An 18,022-nucleotide genomic window follows, 5' to 3' on the forward strand; every position below is an offset into this window, starting at 1 on the left:
GCTTTCGGGGGGGGCGGTTACACCCCGGGAATCAGCCACGCGCGAGCCTGATCGACCGTTGTCGAGTTGAACGGCAGCGATGAGGACGGGAAAGTGCGCGAAACATATTGATCGGCGATCCGGCGCAACACGGCATTAAAACCATGGCTGTCCTGGGCTTCACGCAAATCGGCAATGGCGCCATTCAGCAGCTTGACGTTCGAATTCGGCTGGTCGAGTCGATACAGCGAGGGGTAGATCACCTCGCGAATGAAATTCTCGCTTTTGGTGACGATATCGCGCACGCCCATTTCCTTGATCGCCGCGCTCAACACCATCGACTTCGGCCCGGTTGCTCCGGCATCCAGGCGCTTGATGGTTTGAAGCAGCAACATATACGCCGGATCGTTGCCGTGGTTGAGCTTTCTGGCCAGCCAATCGATTTTCCCGGGGGCGTCACCGAGCTGATCCAGTGTGCGCATGGCATCGCGTGTAGGTGCGTCGAGTGCCAGGGAACCCTCCTTCGTTGTGGCGGTGGCATCGGTCAGGGCTTGCTTCAAGTTTTCCAGCGCCTGTTGAGCGTGCTGCCGGAACTCGATGACTGCCGCTGATTCCGGATCATCTAGCAGTTCGTCGGCGGCTGCTGCGAACATCGAATCGTCCAGTGCCAGCAGTGCTCCGCCTATGGAGCTGAAGCGGTAGGTTTCGCTGTCCTCATGGCGCTCCAGGTACCGTTGCACATCGATGTGCAGTTCTTCCTGCAAATGATTTTTCAGCTCTGTCGCCATGTTGAAATTGACGGTGCCTTGTAACGTACCCGTGAAGTTGCCCCGTTCGGTCTTCAGTCGAACGGTGACGATACTGTCGGCAAACCCTTTGATGGCATCGGTTTGGTGTGCGTGCCGGGCGGAATAGGGCGCGCCGATAAATTTGTCGGCCACTGCCGAGAGCAGTGTGCCGTGATCTTTCTTCTTGCCGGCGCCCCCACTCTGGAACTTGAGTATCAACTGTTCACTATCGGGAATCGCACTCATCGCGAATTGTGGTTCGTACAAATCCATGATCGGCGTGTTGAGCATGATGCCGCCGTCCTGAAACGACGTGTGCTCTCCATCCACCTGAAATGGCAGCTGTTGCTCAGACGGCTTGGCAAAGACAACCGGCAGCGAGCCTGAAATATGGGCTGCGCGAGCCACGTCCATGTCTGGGGTCAGGCTGGCGTTGAATACCACCATTTGCGGACGCCCGTCGAACATGGCGGTGCCGGTGATGTGCAATTGCTTGATTTCGGGCAGGTCCTTGCTCAGCGTCGCCAGGTCGCCAAAAGTTACGTAGCCGTTGGTTTTCATGTTCTCCAGGCAAGTGCGACTTGCCTGCGAAAGTGGCTGTCGGTCGTTGAGCGCCTGATTGGCACGCGACAGGACCGACTCGACCATTTTTTCGTGAATCAGAGCCTCCAGCGGCGAGGCCTTGGATTGCAGGCGGGGCATCAGGTCGCACAACAGCCGCCCGATACTGCCGACCTTGCCCGGAATCTTCACGATGCCTCGGCCAACCGTAGAGCTGGCGTGCTGTATCGGTCCCAGTACTTTGCTTTGACTGTCGAGCAGTGACACGAGGTTGGTTTCGTCCGACATCTTGTCGAAGTCCGCGTAAGTCATGCCGCTGGCCAGAAACGCCGCGGAAATTGCCCCGGCGGATGATCCCGAGAGGATGCGCAGGGTGCCTATGGTCTGGCTTTCCTCCAGTGCCTTGACCATTCCGGAGAATGCCACGCCTTTGGCGCCGCCGCCGCTGAGCACCAGGCGATCGATGGGTGGACGCTTGAGGTCCATTTCGATCACACCGTTTTCAAAACGGCGAATCGACAGGTTGCGATCGGTCAATGAGTGCACCAGGGTTTCAGATCGGCCCTGACCGACGTGTGCCGTCCCCTTGATGAAGTCACTCCAGTCGGTGTTCGTGGTGCCTGTCGATGGGCGCTGAACCGGTGTTTGCGGCAGAGAAATTGGGGGAATGGCGGGGGAGAGGGTGAGGCGGGGCATGGTGTCTCGTCCGTTGAGTGTGCTGGTAGAGGCGGCACTCTAGACGAGTTGAGAGGGGGTGAGCGCATGGAGCAATGAGTTGCTACATATGCCCGCATGCCGGTTCATGACGTCGCTGAAAAAGCGCTGAAAGGCTCTGGCCTGGGCCTTTCAGCAGTGGTTTAGCAGGCAGAGGCAGACGCCTTAGGACAGGTCATACAGCTTGCGTCCAGATTGCCTTGAAGTTGAGCAGCGCGTTTCTGACTGGCTGTCGGATGGTTTGCTCGCTCAACCGGTGACATCGAACGCCGCTGCGGTGCGACGTTGTCGATAAATGAAATACAACGCAGTCAGCACCGTGAGGCCGCTGACCAGCGCGCCGGTCCAGGGCAGGTCAGCCAGGTCGGCGCCGCTGGCAACCACCAGGCCACCGACCCAGGCACCCGCCGCATTGCCGAGGTTGAAGGCGCTCTGGTTCAGGGTTGAACCGAGATTCGGCGCCTCATGGGCCTGATCGATGATCAACAGTTGCAGGATCGGGCACAGGGCGAAGGCAAAAATCCCCCACAACACCAGGGTGATCGCTGCCGGGATCACCGAATGGCTGGTCTGGGTGAAAGCGGCCAGGACCAATACCACCGCCAGGGCCATGCCCACCAGCGAAGGCAGCAGGCGACTGTCGGCCAAGCGACCACCAAGCATGCTGCCGGCGGTCAGGCCGACGCCGAACAACAGCAACATGATCGTCACCCCGTGGGGGCTGACGCCGGTGATGTCCTGCAGGATCGGCGCGATGTAGGTGAACACGCTGAACAGGCTGGTCGAGGCCAATACGCTCATACCCAGGGCGAGCAGTACGTTGGCCTTGCCCAGCACCTTGAACTCGCTGGCCAGGTTGGCCTTGTCCATGGCGATGTGCTTCGGCAACCAGGCCCATTGCGCAATGGCGGCAATCACACCGATCACTGACACCGCCCAGAACGTCGAGCGCCAGCCGGCGTATTGTCCCAGTGCGGTGCCCAGGGGCACGCCGAGCACGTTGGCCAGGGTCAGGCCGGTGAACATCATGGCGATGGCCTGGGCTCGTTTGTTCGGTGCCACCAGCCCGGCGGCTACCACCGACCCAATGCCGAAAAATGCGCCATGGCACAGCGCGGTCACCACACGAGCCGCCATCAGCGTGGCGTAGTTGGGTGCCAGTGCGCAGAGCATGTTGCCGAGGATGAACATCAGTGTCATACCCAGCAAAGTGGCTTTGCGTGGCATGTTGGCGGTGCCGACGGCGAGGATCGGTGCACCGAACACCACGCCCAGGGCGTAGCCGGTAATCAGCAATCCGGCGTGGGGAATGCTGACTGCGAGGTCGCGGGCGACATCGGGCAGCAGGCCCATGATGACAAACTCAGTAGTGCCGATGCCGAACGCGGCGACAGCGAGGGCAAGCAAGGCGAGGGGCATGCGCAAGGTCTCTTTTCTATAGTCTTGACGCTACGATCAGGCAGGCGCATGCCCGGGGCCGTTAGCTTGAGAAAACGGACCGAGGCAGGAATTATTGGAATTGGTCTGTGCGTAACTGAGTGCGGCGTGGTCGCTTGCAGTATAAACAGCTGCTGAAATATGGCGAATCAATTCTCCCGTCTCGTTGTTCCTACAGGGAAGGGGTGGGGGCGAGCAAAAAGGAGTCTGCCGTGCTTGCAACGGCTTTGGTGTTGGTAGCGGCGCTGTTACATGCAGCGTGGAATACGCTGATCAAGTTCAGCGCTGAACGATTGCTGGTGGTGGCCTGCATGGACAGCGTGGCGCTATTGTTCGTCGCGCTGATGCTGCCTTTCGTGGCGTTGCCGCCGCTGCAAATCTGGCCATGGATCCTGGCGTCGGCGGCGTTCGAATTGCTCTATCGCTATTTGCTCGTCCAGGCCTATCGGGTCGGCGACCTGGGGCTGGTCTATCCATTGATGCGCGGCCTGTCGCCTCTGGTGGTGCTGGCACTGACGCTGATTTTCGCCGGGGAAGTGCTGACCCATCAGCAGATCTTCGGCATCCTGCTGATTCCCTTCGGCATGCTCTGTCTGCTGTGGCAGGGCGGGGGCGGGGCGCGGTTGCCATGGTCGATGTTGCCTGTGGTGGCGCTGATTGGCCTGTGCATCGGCTGCTACACCTTTATCGATGGCCAGGCCTTGCGGCGCTGGTCGTACCCGCTGGACTACCTGGCCTGGGTCAACCTGCTCAGCGCCTGGCCGTTTCCATTACTGGCACTGGTGCGCAAGCGTCCGGCCTTCATGCTGTTCTGGCGTGAGCAGTGGCGATTGGGCCTGGCGGTCGGGTTTTGCGTGTTGTTCAGCTACGCTCTGGTGCTGTGGGCGATGCAGTTGGGGTCGATTGCCGAAGCTGCGGCCTTGCGCGAGATCAGTGTGATTCTGGTGGTGCTGTTTGGTATGCGCTACCTGAAAGAACCTTTCGGTCGACCGCGGCTCTTAGCCTGTGGGCTGGTATTGATCGGCATGATGGTCATGAAGCTCTGACCCGCCAAATTATTGCCTCCATACCTGGAAGCCAACAAGGGATGACGTTTATGAATGTAGCGCTGTGGTGCGTCTTGATTGCGTTTTTATTGCCGTATCTGTGCACGCTGGTGGCCAAGGTCAGCGGGGGATACCGGCTGAGTGACAATCACGATCCCAGGGATTTTCTCGAATCGCTCGAGGGTTTCGCCCGGCGTGCGCATGCGGCGCAGTTGAACAGTTTTGAGATCGCCCCGGCGTTTGCGGCGGCTGTGGTCGTTGCGCACCTGGTGGGTAACGCCGAACTGGTAACGCTCAATGTCTTGTCGGTTCTGTTCATCACCAGTCGCTTGCTCTACATCATTTGCTACCTGGCGGACTGGGCGATCCTGCGATCGTTGGTATGGTTTGTGGGTATGGGTTTGATTGTCAGTTTCTTTGTGGTGTCTGCCTGAATCTTTGCTGTTGCGCGGAACCTCTCGCGAGCAGGCTCGCTCCCACACGGGTCCGGTGGATCCAGTACCCGTATGGGGCTAGCCCGCGAAGATTCAAGGCTTGGCCTTGACCTCGTCCGCCACCTGCGGCACCTGGGGCAATGCCGCGCCTTTGGGCCAAAGCATCCAGATCTGCCCTTGTTGTTTCATGTCGCCCGCCAGTTGTCCGGCTGCCTCACCGGTGCCCCAGAACAGGTCTGCCCGGACCTCGCCGGTAATTGCACCACCGGTGTCCTGTGCCGCCACTGGGCGAACCAGCGAGGTGCCGTCGGGTTTGGTGGTGGATAACCACATCAGGCTACCCAGTGGAATCACTTTGCGGTCAACGGCTGCGCTGTAGCCTGCGGTGAGCGGAACGTTCAGCGAGCCGCGAGGGCCCTCGTTGCTGTCCGGGTTGCGAGTGAAGAATACGTAGCTGGGGTTGCTGCCGAGCAGTTCGGGAATGCGTTGTGGATTGGCCTTTGCCCAGGCGCTGATCGCGCCCATGGTCACGTCTTCTTTTTTCAGTTCGCCCTGTTCCACCAGCCAGCGGCCGATCGGTCGATAGGGATGACCATTCTGATCGGCATAGGCAATTCGGAGCTGGCGACCGTCGTCAAGCTGGACGCGGCCTGAACCCTGGATTTGCAGGAATTGCAGGTTCATCGGATCGGTCAGCCACGCCACCACTGGCGCCTTGACCCCTTTGCTTTCAATCGTGGCCGCATCATCGTATGGCTTGAGCACGCGGCCTTCGAGTCTGCCGCGCAGGCGTTTGCCCTTGAGCTCCGGATACAGGCTGTCGAGCGCGACGATGATCATGTCCTCGGGCACGCCGTACACCGGGATGTTCGCCGCCGACGTCTGGGTCAGGCTGCCGGGGTAGACCGGTTCGTAGTAGCCGGTGATCAGGCCGTTGGGATTGTCATTGGCGGCGCGCAGGCCGTAGACGTCGAGGTGTTGCTTGAGAAAGCCGCGAATATCGTTGGCGGTTTGTGGCACGTTGGCGGCAGCGGCGCAGGTCGAGCCCCAGACCGCATCGGCCTTGAGTCGGGTGCAGGCGCTGCGCCATGAACCGAAACCCGCGATCAGATCGTCATCGGTGACGGCGGGCAGGGCTTCCCAAGAGGCGCTGGCGTATGTGGCCAGGGCGTGGGTCTTCGGCTGTTTGTTATCCCCGCCGGTGCAGCCCGCGAGTACGGCGACCATCGGCAGTGTCCACGCGAGGTGGGCTCGCCATGCCTTGAAACGGCTGTTCATGAAATCATTCCTGAAGCAGTTGCCCGGGCGCTTCGCACGCTCAGGCAACCCTTATTGTTAATAGGGGTATTGGTGTTTGACGGTGACGCGAGGATACTGGCCGCCGTTTTCAGCGACCTGAAGCCACCATGACTTTTAAAAAAATTTGCGTTGTATTGCTGGCCTGCCTGACGTTGTCCGCGTGCGGAGGCGTCGACCCGAATTCGCCGCTGGGTCAGCGTAAGGCGATCTTCAAACAGATGCTCAAGACCGGTGAAGACCTGGGCGGCATGTTGCGCGGGCGTATTGCATTCGACGGCGCCAAGTTCGCCGAAGGCGCCGTGAAGCTCGATGCGTTGTCCCACGAGCCGTGGAAGCATTTCCCGCAGGTGCGCGAAGAAGATCACACCAGCGCCAAGGATGATGTCTGGCAGAAACAGGCACGCTTCCAGGAAATGGCCCGCACCCTTGAGACGGCCACCGGTGAATTGGTGGTTGCCAGTAAAGTCCAGCCTTACAAGGCCAGTAACCTTGGCCCGGCGGTGCAGAAAGTCGAAGATGCCTGCAGTGCGTGCCATAAGGAATTCCGCGATCATTGACATGCGATGCGAGTGACACCTGCGACGAATGCCGTCACTCGCCATCTCATTTGTCCAGTTCATCCAGTGCGTCCTGCAGTTCCTTGCGGGACTCTGCCAGCTTGTCCTTGCGCTTGTTGATCTTCTCGGGATCACCCTTCTTCATGGCTTTTTCGAGGTCCGCCTGACGCTTGCTGACTTCGTGCCGTGCGTCCAGCACCTTGTTCTCCCGTTCTTTTTTCAGGGAGGTATCGGTGCAATGGGTGGTGACTTCACTCAGGGCCTTTTCGAGGCCCGCCTGTTGATCGGTATTGCCCTGGCTTTTCGCCAGTTCGAGCTGGTTGACGATGTTCTGTTTCTTGGCGGCGCAACCGGTCAGGTCCGGTGCTTGTTCGGCGGCCATCAGTGGAGCCGCCATCACGCCACAAAGGGTCAACAAGGCGAGCGGTGAAAGAAATTTCATAAAAGCTCCATGTGCAATATGCAATCAGTCGATGCGGCGATGGGCCTTTGAGCCCACCGGTAACGTTGGGTTCCCGGTAGGGGCGAGCTATCGCGGTCAATGGAAACCGTCGATCCCTGCCGCGCGCAATGTCTCGCTCAAGGCCAGCACCTGCGGGTCGCGAAAAAAGGCGTTTAACTGCGCCGCGCGTCCCGGGCCTATACCGGCCTCGGCCTGCCATTGTGCGGTGTTTCGTTGAGCCAACGCCTGCCATGAATCAGCAAGTCGTGCCTGGCCGGTCGGCGGTAATCCCAGGGCTTTGAGCCAGCGCCAAAAAGGACGCTGGCGGGCACTCTTGAAACTGTTTAAAAGACGAGCCGTTTGGCGCTCGCCGAAGCCATCAATGGTAGCAAGCTCCTGAGGGTCGAGGGTCAACCAATCCAGCAGGCCGCCGAGTTGACCCGTTTCGAAAAGTTTCTCCCAGGTGCCGGGGCCGACATGGGGCAAGTCCAGTCCCTGCTTGCCACTGAGCCAGGCCAGCCGAGCGAGAAACTGGCTCTCGCACCCTGGCGCCGGTTGCCAGCAACTCAGCGGATGAAAATCGGCGCTCAGCGGTACGTCCAACACCATGCGCTCGACCGCACGCAGTACCACGCCGTCCAGCCTTGGGATGGTGAGCCCGGCCAGGCTGATGGACACCCGGTCCCCGGGACGGATATCCAGTTCTTGCCAGCGTCGCAGGGAGCTGACGCTCACCCGCTTGATCTGCCGGTCATCGAGCATCACCGGTTTGATTACCAGCACCGGCGTGATTTTCCCGGTACGGCCGACCTTGAACTCGACTTTTCGCACTTCGGCCAGCGCCTGGGCGAAGGGGTACTTCCACGCGACGGCCCAGTAAGGCGGTGTCGCTTGCCAGCGCTCGGCCGAGGGACGACGGCTCTGGCGTAAAACCACACCGTCACTGGCAAAGGGCAGAGGCGAGCGATACCAGTGATCGCGCCAGTGCTCGGCATCGGCGAATGACCGGACGGGCTGGCTGTAAGATGCCGTGCCAGGGAAACCCAGTCGATCGATTGCGTCGATGCGCGAGGGCAAGTCGACGGGGCCTTTGGGCCAGTCCCACACAAACAGCCCGATATTGGTGGCTTGTCCAGGTGCGAGGGCCTTGCGGGCCATCAGGCCCGCCACGGTACTGCGGGCAAAGAGGCTGCCTGCACTGGCTTGGACATGGTTGGTCAGGCGCCAATAGAGCTCGCCTTGCACCAGCACATCCAGCGGCTGTGTCAGTTGGCTGGGGATGGCGGGGATTTTTCGTGCCGCAAGCGTCCAGTCCTGCCCGCTCTGGCCGTCGCCACGACTGATTACCTGATGCAGTGCGCCTTTTCGGTAGATCAGGGTCACAGCCACTCCATCCACCTTGGGTTGTATCCAGATGTCCTTGCGGTCGCGCAGCCAATCCTCGACCTCTCGAGCATCGTGGAGTTTTTCCAGGCCGGTATGGGCGATCGGGTGGGCGAGCTTGCCGCCGGCGGTGCGTAACGGTTGTGGTGCGGGGCCGGCGGCAAAACACTCACGCCATTCGGTCAGGCGCGAGCGGGCTTGATCGTAGAGTTCGTCGGCCACCATCGAATGGCCGTCGCGGTGGTAGCTGGCGTCCCACGTGTCGATCTGTTTTTGCAGGGCGGTGATTTCGCTGAGGCCCCGAGCGATTGGCCAGTCCGGGCAATCGGCCGCGTGGGTCGTTGTGCAAAGCAGCGGCAGGATGAAGGCGCGGAGCAGTCGTAGAAGCATCTTGAGCATCCTTGCTCGATGGGGATGCTTGAAGGTTAGTCAGGAAATTTGGCAGGGGACGGTGGGTGTTTTGCCTGGTGTTTCATTCGCCGGCACTGCTCGCTCCTGCAGTTCTGGAATGAAAAAGCCCCGCACGGCGAACCGTGCGGGGCTTTTGGTATCGCCGGGAAGGTCTTACAGGCCGGCAGCCGAACGCAGGTCGTCGGCGCGGTCGGTTTTTTCCCAGGTGAAGGTGGTGAAGGTGTCTTCGCCCACGGTCTTGGTCGCCGGGGTGCGGCCGAAGTGGCCGTATGCCGCGGTGTCCTGGTACATCGGGTGCAGCAGGTCGAGCATGGTGGTGATTGCGTAAGGGCGCAGGTCGAACACTTCACGAACCAGCTTGATGATTTTGTCATCGCTGATTTTGCCGGTGCCGAAGGTGTTCAGCGAGATCGAGGTTGGCTGAGCCACACCGATCGCGTAGGAAACCTGGATCTCGCAACGCTCGGCCAGGCCGGCCGCCACGATGTTTTTCGCCACGTAACGACCCGCGTAGGCTGCCGAACGGTCAACCTTCGATGGGTCCTTGCCGGAGAACGCGCCACCGCCGTGACGGGCCATGCCGCCGTAGCTGTCGACGATGATCTTGCGACCGGTCAGGCCGCAGTCGCCCACCGGGCCACCGATGATGAACTGGCCAGTCGGGTTGATGTGGAACTGGGTGTCCTTGGTCAGCAGCTCGGCAGGCAGCACGTGCTTGACGATCAGTTCCATCACGCCTTCGCGCAGGTCCTTGTACGACACTTCAGGGTTGTGCTGGGTCGACAGAACCACGGCGTCGATACCGACAACCTTGCCGCCTTCGTAACGGCAAGTCACTTGCGACTTGGCGTCCGGGCGCAGCCAAGGCAGCAGGCCGGATTTACGGGCTTCGGCCTGACGCTGCACCAGTTGGTGCGAGAAGGTGATCGGTGCTGGCATCAGCACGTCGGTTTCGTTGCTGGCATAGCCGAACATCAGACCCTGGTCACCGGCGCCCTGATCTTCAGGCTTGGCGCGGTCTACACCCTGGTTGATGTCTGGGGACTGCTTGCCGATGATGTTCATCACGCCGCAAGTGGCGCCGTCGAAGCCGACGTCGGAGCTGGTGTAGCCGATATCGCAAATCACATCGCGAACGATCTGTTCCAGGTCGACCCAGGCCGAGGTGGTGACTTCGCCTGCGATGATCGCCACGCCGGTTTTTACCAGCGTCTCGCACGCTACGCGGGCGAACTTGTCTTCAGCAATGATGGCGTCCAGCACAGCATCGGAAATCTGGTCGGCGATTTTATCCGGATGCCCTTCGGACACGGACTCGGAGGTGAAGAGGGAGTATTCGCTCATCTCGATGTTTTCCTGAATTTACCGATGGTGAGTGTCGCCAGTTGGCCGCTGAAAATGGCGGACCTGAATCTGGAAACCATTACGTAAGCCTACATAGAGGCTTTCCCCGGGAACGAGTCCCGCAGCGGTGGCCCAACGGGCCAAGTCGTCCTGTTCAAACCCCAACCAAAGATCACCGCAGGCCTCCCTGGCCCAACTCTGGTTGTGGCTGCATAACTCTGTCACGAGCAGGCTACCACCGGGTTGCAGCAGGCCAGCCATGTGCTTGAGCGCATCGGCCGGTGCGGCAAAGTGGTGCAGCACCATGTTCAGTACCACGCAATCGGCCTGCAGGCTGACGCCTGTCAGTGCATCGGCCAGTTGCAAGCTGACGTTAGCCAGCGTTTCACGTTCACACACCTGGCGTGCCAGCTCGAGCATGGCCGGGCTGTTGTCCAAAGCCGTCACATGATTGAAGCGGCGCGCCAGTTCCGGCAGGAAAGCGCCGTCGCCGGGACCGACTTCGATGGCGGTGGCGCCTTCGTTGAAGCTCAGCTTGTCGAGCAGGGCCACAACGCTTTCGCGGTACTGTGGCAAGCCGGCAATCAAATCCTGCTGGGCGCGAAACTTCTCCGCCACCCGAGCGAAAAAATCCTGACTGGCCGCTGCTCGCTGGCCATGGACCTGACCGATCCGTGACTGCACGTCGGCAGGCAGGGTCAGGATATCCACTTCGTCGAGCAGCGCGGCGTGCAGCTTGCCGCCCAATTGCTCGGTATGCGGCAGGGCGCGGCGATAGAAGATCGCGTTGCCCTCGCGGCGAGTTGCCACCAGACCGGCCTGGGCCAACACCTTGAGGTGATGGCTCATGCCCGACTGGCCGATGCCGAAGATCTGTGCCAACTCCAGTACGCCAAACGAATCGTTGGCGAGCGCGCGCAGTACATTCAAACGCAGCGGATCGCCGCCGGCCTTGCACAGGGCGGCCAGTTCGTCGCAATCGTCATGTTGAATGGAAGGCACGCGCAAGTTCATAGGGCCAGCAGTCTAGTGACGGTAAGTAAGTGTCGCAAGAGCAATATCAAAAAGTTTTGATATTGCTCGATAGATGGCACTTCTCCGGCTGGCCCTCACTCTACAAATGGTCAGCGGAAAGGTTTCACCAGGCGAATGAGAATTTATCCGGTGGAAAAACACGCCCGGATGCTTATCTGTCATTGCCCCAAGCGGGTCGGTGAGGGAAAATGCTCGCCTTTTTTCCGTTTCGTTTTATTCAAACCCTAGGAGATCAGCGATGCCCAGCCGTCGTGAGCGTGCCAACGCCATTCGTGCCCTCAGCATGGATGCCGTGCAAAAAGCCAACAGCGGCCATCCCGGTGCCCCGATGGGTATGGCGGATATCGCCGAAGTACTGTGGCGTGACTACCTGAAGCACAACCCGAGCAATCCATCGTTCGCCGACCGTGACCGCTTCGTGCTGTCCAACGGTCACGGTTCGATGCTGATCTACTCGCTGCTGCACCTGACTGGCTATGACCTGTCGATCGAAGACCTGAAAAACTTCCGTCAATTGCACAGCCGCACTCCGGGTCACCCCGAGCTGGGCTACACCCCAGGCGTCGAGACCACCACCGGTCCACTGGGTCAGGGTCTGGCCAACGCAGTGGGTTTTGCCCTGGCGGAAAAAGTGTTGGCGGCGCAGTTCAACCGTCCCGGCCATAACATTGTCGATCACCATACCTACGTGTTCCTGGGTGATGGCTGCATGATGGAAGGCATTTCCCATGAAGTTGGATCGCTGGCCGGCACACTGGGCCTCGGCAAGCTGATTGCCTTCTACGATGACAACGGTATTTCCATCGACGGCGAAGTCGAAGGCTGGTTCACCGACGACACACCCAAGCGCTTTGAGGCCTACAACTGGCAGGTGATCCGCAATGTCGACGGTCACGATCCTGAAGAGATCAAGACTGCCATCGAGACGGCGCGTAAAAGTGCACAGCCAACGCTGATCTGCTGCAAGACCACCATCGGTTTCGGTTCGCCGAACAAGCAAGGCAAGGAAGACTGCCACGGTGCTCCGCTGGGTGACGCGGAAATCGCCTTGACCCGTGCGGCGCTGAAGTGGAATCACGGTCCTTTCGAAATCCCGGCCGACATCTATGCCGAGTGGGACGCCAAGGAAGCCGGCCGCGCTGCCGAAGCCGAGTGGGATCAGCGTTTTGCTGCCTATTCCGCTGCTTTCCCGACCGAAGCCAATGAGCTGATTCGTCGCCTGAGCGGCGAGCTGCCGGCTGATTTCAGCGACAAGGCCGATGCCTACATCGCGGAAGTGGCCGCCAAGGGCGAAACCATCGCCAGCCGCAAGGCCAGCCAGAACACCCTGAACGCCTTCGGCCCGCTGCTGCCTGAATTCCTGGGCGGCTCGGCCGACCTGGCCGGTTCCAACCTGACCCTGTGGAAAGGTTGCAAAGGTGTCACCGCAGAAGACGCGAGCGGCAACTACATGTATTACGGCGTTCGTGAGTTCGGCATGACCGCGATCATGAACGGCGTTGCCCTTCACGGTGGCCTGGTGCCTTACGGCGCGACTTTCCTGATGTTCATGGAATACGCCCGTAACGCGGTGCGCATGTCGGCGCTGATGAAGCAGCGTGTGATCCACGTCTACACCCACGACTCCATCGGCCTGGGCGAAGACGGCCCGACGCACCAGCCGATCGAGCAACTGACGAGCCTGCGCAGCACGCCTAACCTGGACACCTGGCGTCCAGCCGACGCCGTTGAATCGGCGGTGAGCTGGAAGTCTGCGCTGGAGCGCAAGGATGGCCCGTCGGCGCTGATCTTCTCGCGTCAGAACCTGCAACACCAACCCCGTGATGCCGGCCAGATCGCCGATATCGCCCGTGGTGGTTATGTGCTCAAGGACTGCGCCGGCGAGCCGGAGCTGATCCTGATCGCCACCGGTTCCGAAGTCGGCCTGGCCGTTCAGGCCTGTGACAAACTGACTGAGCAAGGCCGCAAGGTGCGTGTGGTTTCCATGCCTTGCACCAGCGTGTTCGATGCCCAGGACGCCAGCTACAAGCAAGCAGTCCTGCCGTTGCAGGTGGGTGCCCGTATCGCCATCGAAGCTGCTCACGCGGACTTCTGGTACAAGTACGTGGGCCTGGAAGGTCGCGTCATCGGCATGACCACCTACGGCGAGTCGGCTCCTGCTTCGGCGTTGTTCGAAGAGTTCGGTTTCACCCTGGACAACATCCTGGGTCAGGCTGAAGAGCTGCTGGAAGACTGATCCAGAAAGTGTGGTGCCTGAACTGGCGCCGTCGCGGGCAAGCCCGCTCCTACAGGGGATTACACAGGACCTGTAGGAGCGGGCTTGCCCGCGATAGCGATCGGTCAGGCACCACAGTACTGACGGATTCACCACGGTAATCGAGAACCCCATGCCTCAACCGCGTCCCTACAAAGTTGCACTCAACGGCTACGGCCGGATTGGTCGTTGCGTCTTGCGTGCGTTGTTCGAACGAGGCGAGAAGGCTGGGTTCGAGATTGTCGCGATCAACGATCTGGCCGACATGGCCAGCATCGAATACCTGACACGCTTCGATTCCACTCACGGGCGTTTTCCCGGCGAGGTGAAGGTCGATGGCGATTGTCTGCATATCAATGGCGACTGCGTGAAGGTCCTGCGCAGTGCCACCCCCGAAGGGATCGATTGGGCGTCGTTGGGCGTCGATCTGGTGCTGGAGTGCTCCGGCGCTTACAACTCCCGCGAGGATGGCCAGCGTTTCCTGGACGCCGGCGCGCCTCGTGTGCTGTTTTCCCAACCGATGGCCAGTGAGACGGATGTCGACGCCACCATCGTCTACGGGGTGAACCAGGATTGCCTGACCGGGCAAGAGCTGCTGGTATCCAACGCATCCTGCACCACCAATTGCGGCGTGCCGCTGTTGCGGTTGCTGGACCAGGCCATTGGTCTGGAGTACGTGTCGATCACCACCATTCACTCGGCGATGAACGATCAACCCGTCATCGACGCCTATCACCACGAAGACCTGCGTCGCACCCGCTCGGCGTTCCAGTCGGTGATCCCGGTGTCCACTGGTCTGGCACGAGGCATTGAGCGCCTGCTGCCGGAACTTGCCGGGCGAATTCAGGCCAAAGCCGTACGCGTACCGACGGTGAATGTATCGTGCCTGGATATCACGATGCAGACCGTCAGCGACACCGACGCCGACGAGGTCAACCGGATACTGCGCGAGGCCGCCACCAGCGGCCCCCTCAAGGGCCTCCTGGCCTACACCGAGTTGCCTCACGCCAGTTGTGATTTTAACCATGACCCACATTCGGCGATCGTCGATGCCAGTCAGACCCGCGTTTCCGGCCCACGGCTGGTGAACATCCTGGCCTGGTTCGACAACGAATGGGGTTTTGCCAACCGAATGCTGGATGTTGCAGAGCATTATCTGCAGACAGCCGGCGCTCCAAAACACTGCTCTGCAAACCAGTAGGAAATGCGACCCATGACCGTGTTGAAGATGACCGACCTCGATCTGCAAGGTAAGCGCGTACTGATCCGCGAAGACCTCAACGTCCCAGTCAAGGACGGTGTAGTCACCAGCGATGCGCGAATCCTGGCTTCGCTGCCGACCATCAAGCTGGCCCTGGAAAAAGGCGCGGCGGTGATGGTCTGCTCGCACCTTGGCCGTCCGACCGAAGGCGAGTTCTCGGCCGAAAACAGCCTCAAGCCTGTCGCTGACTACCTGAGCCGCGCGCTGGGTCGTGACGTGCCGCTGGTGGCCGATTACCTGGGCGGCGTGGACGTCAAGGCCGGCGACATCGTGCTGTTCGAAAACGTGCGCTTCAACAAGGGCGAGAAAAAGAACGCCGACGAGCTTGCCCAGCAATACGCTGCCCTGTGCGACGTTTTTGTGATGGACGCCTTCGGCACCGCTCACCGTGCCGAGGGCTCGACCCACGGCGTGGCCAAGTTCGCCAAGGTTGCCGCTGCAGGTCCGTTGCTGGCCGCTGAGCTGGATGCCCTGGGCAAGGCGCTGGGCGCTCCCGCCAAGCCAATGGCCGCGATCGTTGCCGGCTCCAAGGTCTCGACCAAGCTCGACGTACTCAACAGCTTGAGCCAGATTTGCGACCAGTTGATCGTCGGTGGCGGCATCGCCAACACGTTCCTGGCGGCTGCCGGTCACCCGGTCGGCAAGTCCCTGTACGAGCCGGACCTGCTGGACACTGCCCGCGCCATCGCGGCCAAGGTCAGTGTGCCGTTGCCGGTGGATGTCGTGGTTGCCAAGGAATTCGCTGAAAGCGCTACGGCCACCGTCAAGCTGATCGCCGACGTGGCGGCCGATGACATGATCCTGGATATCGGTCCGCAGACGGCGGCAAATTTCGCTGAGCTGCTGAAATCGTCCAGGACCATTTTGTGGAACGGTCCGGTTGGCGTGTTCGAGTTCGACCAGTTCGGCAACGGTACCAAGGTGCTGGCCCAGGCCATCGCGGACAGCGCGGCATTCTCCATCGCGGGTGGCGGTGACACACTGGCGGCCATCGACAAGTATGGCGTTGCCCAGCAGATTTCCTACATTTCCACCGGTGGTGGTGCGTTCCTCGAGTTCGTCGAAGGCAAAGTGCTGCCGGCGGTCGAAGTCCTGGAAAGCCGTGCCAAGGCCTGAGGTCATTGAGTTGACCAGGCAAGGGAGTGTTCACATGGTCAGGTTGCTTGCGCTGTTGATGGTTGCAGGTTCGCTGGCGGCGTGCGGGAGTAACCCCAAGGCTGCGCCCGAACCCGCACCGCAAGCGGTGGACAAGGGCTGCTACCAGGCTGACTGGCAGGCGGAAACCAACCCGGTGCTCAACAAGCGTTCCGGGCCTGATGGCCTGGACAAATACGAAACTCAGACCCCCGCCAAGGAACGTGGTTGCCCTTGACGGGTCTGATTCCTTACTCGGGGCTGGCGGCGTGTGCCGTTGGTCGAGGAACACGGATGAAAGGTTTTATCGCCATTACGGCGCTGGCACTGCTGGCGGGCTGCTCGAATTTTGACCTGTTCAAGAGCGCCGAACCTGCGGGCAACTGGACCACCTGGACCTGTGACAGCCAGGCCCAGGTGCTCTGGCGTTTCGCTGACGACAGCCGCAAGGCCGTCGATGTGCGCCTCGGCGGTGCCGATCAGGTGTATCGCCTGAAGGAAGAGCCGGGTGCGTCGGGTGTACTGTACAGCAACGACATGCTGGCGTTTCACATGAAAGGTGAGGAAGGCCTGGTTTACTGGGTCGCCACCAATGATTTGATTGGCCGTGGTTGCAAGGCGCAATAAGGCCCTGCGCCATACCTGTAGGAGCGAGCATGCTCGCGATGGTCGTCAACGATAACGTTGGCTGCCTGACACCCCGCGGTGACAGGTCTTCCATCGCGAGCATGCTCGCTCCTACAGGGTTTCATTGAATTTGCGTTGCACCAGACCGGCCAACCCCCGATCTGCAAAAACTTGAATAGCCGCCGCCGCTCCGGCAGGCTGGCACGATTAACGACCCAAACCGGGAGAGAGAGACACAATGGCACTTATCAGCATGCGCCAGATGCTGGACCACGCAGCCGAGTTCGGCTACGGCGTTCCAGCCTTCAACGTCAACAACCTTGAGCAGATGCGCGCCATCATGGAAGCCGCTGACAAGACTGACTCTCCGGTGATCGTCCAGGCTTCGGCCGGTGCTCGCAAATACGCCGGTGCGCCGTTTCTGCGTCACCTGATCCTGGCGGCAATCGAAGAATTCCCGCACATCCCGGTGTGCATGCACCAGGACCACGGCACCAGCCCTGACGTCTGCCAGCGCTCCATTCAGTTGGGCTTCAGCTCGGTGATGATGGACGGTTCCCTGGGCGAAGACGGCAAGACCCCGACCGATTACGACTACAACGTACGTGTTACCCAGCAAACCGTTGCCATGGCCCATGCCTGCGGCGTTTCGGTAGAAGGCGAACTGGGTTGCCTGGGTTCCCTGGAAACCGGCATGGCCGGTGAAGAAGACGGCATCGGTGCCGAAGGTGTTCTGGATCACAGCCAGATGCTGACCGACCCGGAAGAAGCGGCCGACTTCGTCAAGCGCACCCAGGTCGACGCCCTGGCCATCGCCATCGGCACCAGCCACGGCGCCTACAAGTTCACCAAGCCGCCTACCGGTGACGTGCTGGCGATCGACCGCATCAAGGAAATCCACAAGCGCATTCCGAACACTCACCTGGTGATGCACGGTTCGTCTTCGGTTCCGCAAGAGTGGCTGGCGATCATCAACCAGTACGGCGGCGACATCAAAGAGACCTACGGCGTGCCGGTTGAAGAAATCGTCGAAGGCATCAAGTACGGCGTGCGCAAGGTCAACATCGACACTGACCTGCGCCTGGCGTCCACCGGTGCGATGCGTCGCCTGATGGCCACCAACCCGAGCGAGTTCGATCCGCGTAAGTTCTTCGGCGCCACCGTGACCGCCATGCGCGACGTGTGCATCGCACGTTACGAAGCGTTCGGCACCGCCGGCAATGCCTCGAAGATCAAGCCGATCTCGCTGGAAGCGATGTACCAGCGTTATCTGAAAGGTGAGTTGAACGCCAAGGTCAACTAAGCCTTCAGCGACT

16 protein-coding genes are annotated in these 18,022 nt (G+C 60.6%); 9 read left to right on the forward strand and 7 right to left on the reverse strand.

Annotation, left to right across the window (positions count from 1 at the left end; genetic code table 11):
* Window positions 1–17: 17 nt before the first annotated feature.
* Both AB4O36_RS27975 and AB4O36_RS27980 read right to left on the reverse strand, forming a co-directional pair.
* Complete coding sequence (locus AB4O36_RS27975; RefSeq protein WP_460140749.1) at window positions 18–2,024, reverse strand: patatin-like phospholipase family protein; 2,007 nt, start codon at window positions 2,022–2,024, stop codon at window positions 18–20.
* 267 nt (window positions 2,025–2,291) lie between these two features.
* Complete coding sequence (locus tag AB4O36_RS27980) at window positions 2,292–3,461, reverse strand: MFS transporter (protein WP_460120109.1); 1,170 nt, start codon at window positions 3,459–3,461, stop codon at window positions 2,292–2,294.
* 230 nt (window positions 3,462–3,691) lie between these two features.
* Between AB4O36_RS27980 and AB4O36_RS27985 the strand changes: the two genes are divergently transcribed.
* Both AB4O36_RS27985 and AB4O36_RS27990 read left to right on the forward strand, forming a co-directional pair.
* Window positions 3,692–4,525, forward strand: coding sequence for an EamA family transporter (locus AB4O36_RS27985; protein ID WP_460120111.1), 834 nt, complete (start codon window positions 3,692–3,694; stop codon window positions 4,523–4,525).
* 50 nt (window positions 4,526–4,575) lie between these two features.
* Window positions 4,576–4,959, forward strand: coding sequence for an MAPEG family protein (locus tag AB4O36_RS27990; protein ID WP_460120113.1), 384 nt, complete (start codon window positions 4,576–4,578; stop codon window positions 4,957–4,959).
* Between the two features lie 93 nt (window positions 4,960–5,052).
* Here the strand turns inward: AB4O36_RS27990 and mltA are convergent, their stop codons facing one another.
* Window positions 5,053–6,237 (reverse strand): murein transglycosylase A, encoded by a 1,185-nt coding sequence (mltA, locus tag AB4O36_RS27995; RefSeq protein WP_460120115.1) that lies wholly within the window; start codon window positions 6,235–6,237, stop codon window positions 5,053–5,055.
* A 128-nt stretch (window positions 6,238–6,365) separates the two neighbouring features.
* On the opposite strand from mltA, the gene AB4O36_RS28000 reads away from it, so the two are divergent.
* Window positions 6,366–6,815 carry a c-type cytochrome gene (locus AB4O36_RS28000; RefSeq protein ID WP_460140750.1) on the forward strand — a complete coding sequence of 150 codons (450 nt, stop codon included), beginning with the start codon at window positions 6,366–6,368 and terminating at the stop codon, window positions 6,813–6,815.
* A gap of 46 nt (window positions 6,816–6,861) precedes the next feature.
* On the opposite strand, the gene AB4O36_RS28005 is transcribed toward AB4O36_RS28000, so the two are convergent.
* The 4 genes from AB4O36_RS28005 to AB4O36_RS28020 all read right to left on the reverse strand — a co-directional run bounded on the left by AB4O36_RS28005 (window position 6,862) and on the right by AB4O36_RS28020 (window position 11,409).
* On the reverse strand, window positions 6,862–7,257 hold the full coding sequence (locus tag AB4O36_RS28005) for a DUF1090 domain-containing protein (RefSeq protein ID WP_460120119.1): 396 nt from the start codon (window positions 7,255–7,257) through the stop codon (window positions 6,862–6,864).
* Window positions 7,258–7,353: 96 nt separating this feature from the next.
* Entirely contained in the window at window positions 7,354–9,030 is a 1,677-nt protein-coding gene (gene ligB / locus AB4O36_RS28010; protein ID WP_460140751.1) for an NAD-dependent DNA ligase LigB, read from the reverse strand.
* A gap of 174 nt (window positions 9,031–9,204) precedes the next feature.
* Entirely contained in the window at window positions 9,205–10,395 is a 1,191-nt protein-coding gene (gene metK, locus AB4O36_RS28015) for a methionine adenosyltransferase (RefSeq protein WP_460120123.1), read from the reverse strand.
* An 18-nt stretch (window positions 10,396–10,413) separates the two neighbouring features.
* Window positions 10,414–11,409 (reverse strand): ArsR/SmtB family transcription factor, encoded by a 996-nt coding sequence (locus tag AB4O36_RS28020; RefSeq protein ID WP_460120125.1) that lies wholly within the window; start codon window positions 11,407–11,409, stop codon window positions 10,414–10,416.
* Window positions 11,410–11,668: 259 nt separating this feature from the next.
* Here AB4O36_RS28020 and tkt point away from each other — a divergent pair, with 259 nt between their 5' ends.
* The 6 genes from tkt (at window position 11,669) to fba (ending at window position 18,009) form a co-directional block, all read left to right on the forward strand.
* The gene (gene tkt, locus AB4O36_RS28025) at window positions 11,669–13,666 is read left to right on the forward strand and encodes a transketolase (protein ID WP_460120126.1); all 1,998 of its coding nucleotides are present in this window, start codon (window positions 11,669–11,671) and stop codon (window positions 13,664–13,666) included.
* A 151-nt stretch (window positions 13,667–13,817) separates the two neighbouring features.
* Window positions 13,818–14,885: an erythrose-4-phosphate dehydrogenase gene (epd, locus tag AB4O36_RS28030; RefSeq protein WP_460120128.1), complete on the forward strand. Its 1,068-nt coding sequence runs from the start codon at window positions 13,818–13,820 to the stop codon at window positions 14,883–14,885.
* 12 nt (window positions 14,886–14,897) lie between these two features.
* Window positions 14,898–16,061 carry a phosphoglycerate kinase gene (locus AB4O36_RS28035; protein ID WP_460120130.1) on the forward strand — a complete coding sequence of 388 codons (1,164 nt, stop codon included), beginning with the start codon at window positions 14,898–14,900 and terminating at the stop codon, window positions 16,059–16,061.
* A 34-nt stretch (window positions 16,062–16,095) separates the two neighbouring features.
* A complete protein-coding gene (locus AB4O36_RS28040) occupies window positions 16,096–16,317 on the forward strand; it encodes a hypothetical protein (RefSeq protein WP_460120132.1) in 222 nt (73 codons plus the stop codon).
* A 56-nt stretch (window positions 16,318–16,373) separates the two neighbouring features.
* Window positions 16,374–16,706: an MliC family protein gene (locus AB4O36_RS28045; protein WP_460140752.1), complete on the forward strand. Its 333-nt coding sequence runs from the start codon at window positions 16,374–16,376 to the stop codon at window positions 16,704–16,706.
* A gap of 238 nt (window positions 16,707–16,944) precedes the next feature.
* The gene (gene fba, locus AB4O36_RS28050; protein WP_007913760.1) at window positions 16,945–18,009 is read left to right on the forward strand and encodes a class II fructose-bisphosphate aldolase; all 1,065 of its coding nucleotides are present in this window, start codon (window positions 16,945–16,947) and stop codon (window positions 18,007–18,009) included.
* Window positions 18,010–18,022 lie beyond the last annotated feature (13 nt).

The sequence above is a fragment of the Pseudomonas sp. S2_E01 genome, from assembly GCF_054668365.1.

Bases quoted from the DNA above. Each gene is read 5' to 3' on its own strand.
- mltA (WP_460120115.1), bottom strand. From the start codon at position 6,237: ATGAACAGCCGTTTCAAGGCATGGCGAGCCCACCTCGCGTGGACACTG.
- AB4O36_RS28020 (WP_460120125.1), bottom strand. From the start codon at position 11,409: ATGAACTTGCGCGTGCCTTCCATTCAACATGACGATTGCGACGAACTG.
- AB4O36_RS27980 (WP_460120109.1), bottom strand. From the start codon at position 3,461: ATGCCCCTCGCCTTGCTTGCCCTCGCTGTCGCCGCGTTCGGCATCGGC.
- AB4O36_RS27990 (WP_460120113.1), top strand. From the start codon at position 4,576: ATGAATGTAGCGCTGTGGTGCGTCTTGATTGCGTTTTTATTGCCGTAT.
- AB4O36_RS28000 (WP_460140750.1), top strand. From the start codon at position 6,366: ATGACTTTTAAAAAAATTTGCGTTGTATTGCTGGCCTGCCTGACGTTG.
- epd (WP_460120128.1), top strand. From the start codon at position 13,818: ATGCCTCAACCGCGTCCCTACAAAGTTGCACTCAACGGCTACGGCCGG.
- fba (WP_007913760.1), top strand. From the start codon at position 16,945: ATGGCACTTATCAGCATGCGCCAGATGCTGGACCACGCAGCCGAGTTC.
- AB4O36_RS28045 (WP_460140752.1), top strand. From the start codon at position 16,374: ATGAAAGGTTTTATCGCCATTACGGCGCTGGCACTGCTGGCGGGCTGC.
- ligB (WP_460140751.1), bottom strand. From the start codon at position 9,030: ATGCTTCTACGACTGCTCCGCGCCTTCATCCTGCCGCTGCTTTGCACA.
- AB4O36_RS28040 (WP_460120132.1), top strand. From the start codon at position 16,096: ATGGTCAGGTTGCTTGCGCTGTTGATGGTTGCAGGTTCGCTGGCGGCG.
- metK (WP_460120123.1), bottom strand. From the start codon at position 10,395: ATGAGCGAATACTCCCTCTTCACCTCCGAGTCCGTGTCCGAAGGGCAT.
- AB4O36_RS28005 (WP_460120119.1), bottom strand. From the start codon at position 7,257: ATGAAATTTCTTTCACCGCTCGCCTTGTTGACCCTTTGTGGCGTGATG.
- AB4O36_RS27975 (WP_460140749.1), bottom strand. From the start codon at position 2,024: ATGCCCCGCCTCACCCTCTCCCCCGCCATTCCCCCAATTTCTCTGCCG.
- AB4O36_RS28035 (WP_460120130.1), top strand. From the start codon at position 14,898: ATGACCGTGTTGAAGATGACCGACCTCGATCTGCAAGGTAAGCGCGTA.
- tkt (WP_460120126.1), top strand. From the start codon at position 11,669: ATGCCCAGCCGTCGTGAGCGTGCCAACGCCATTCGTGCCCTCAGCATG.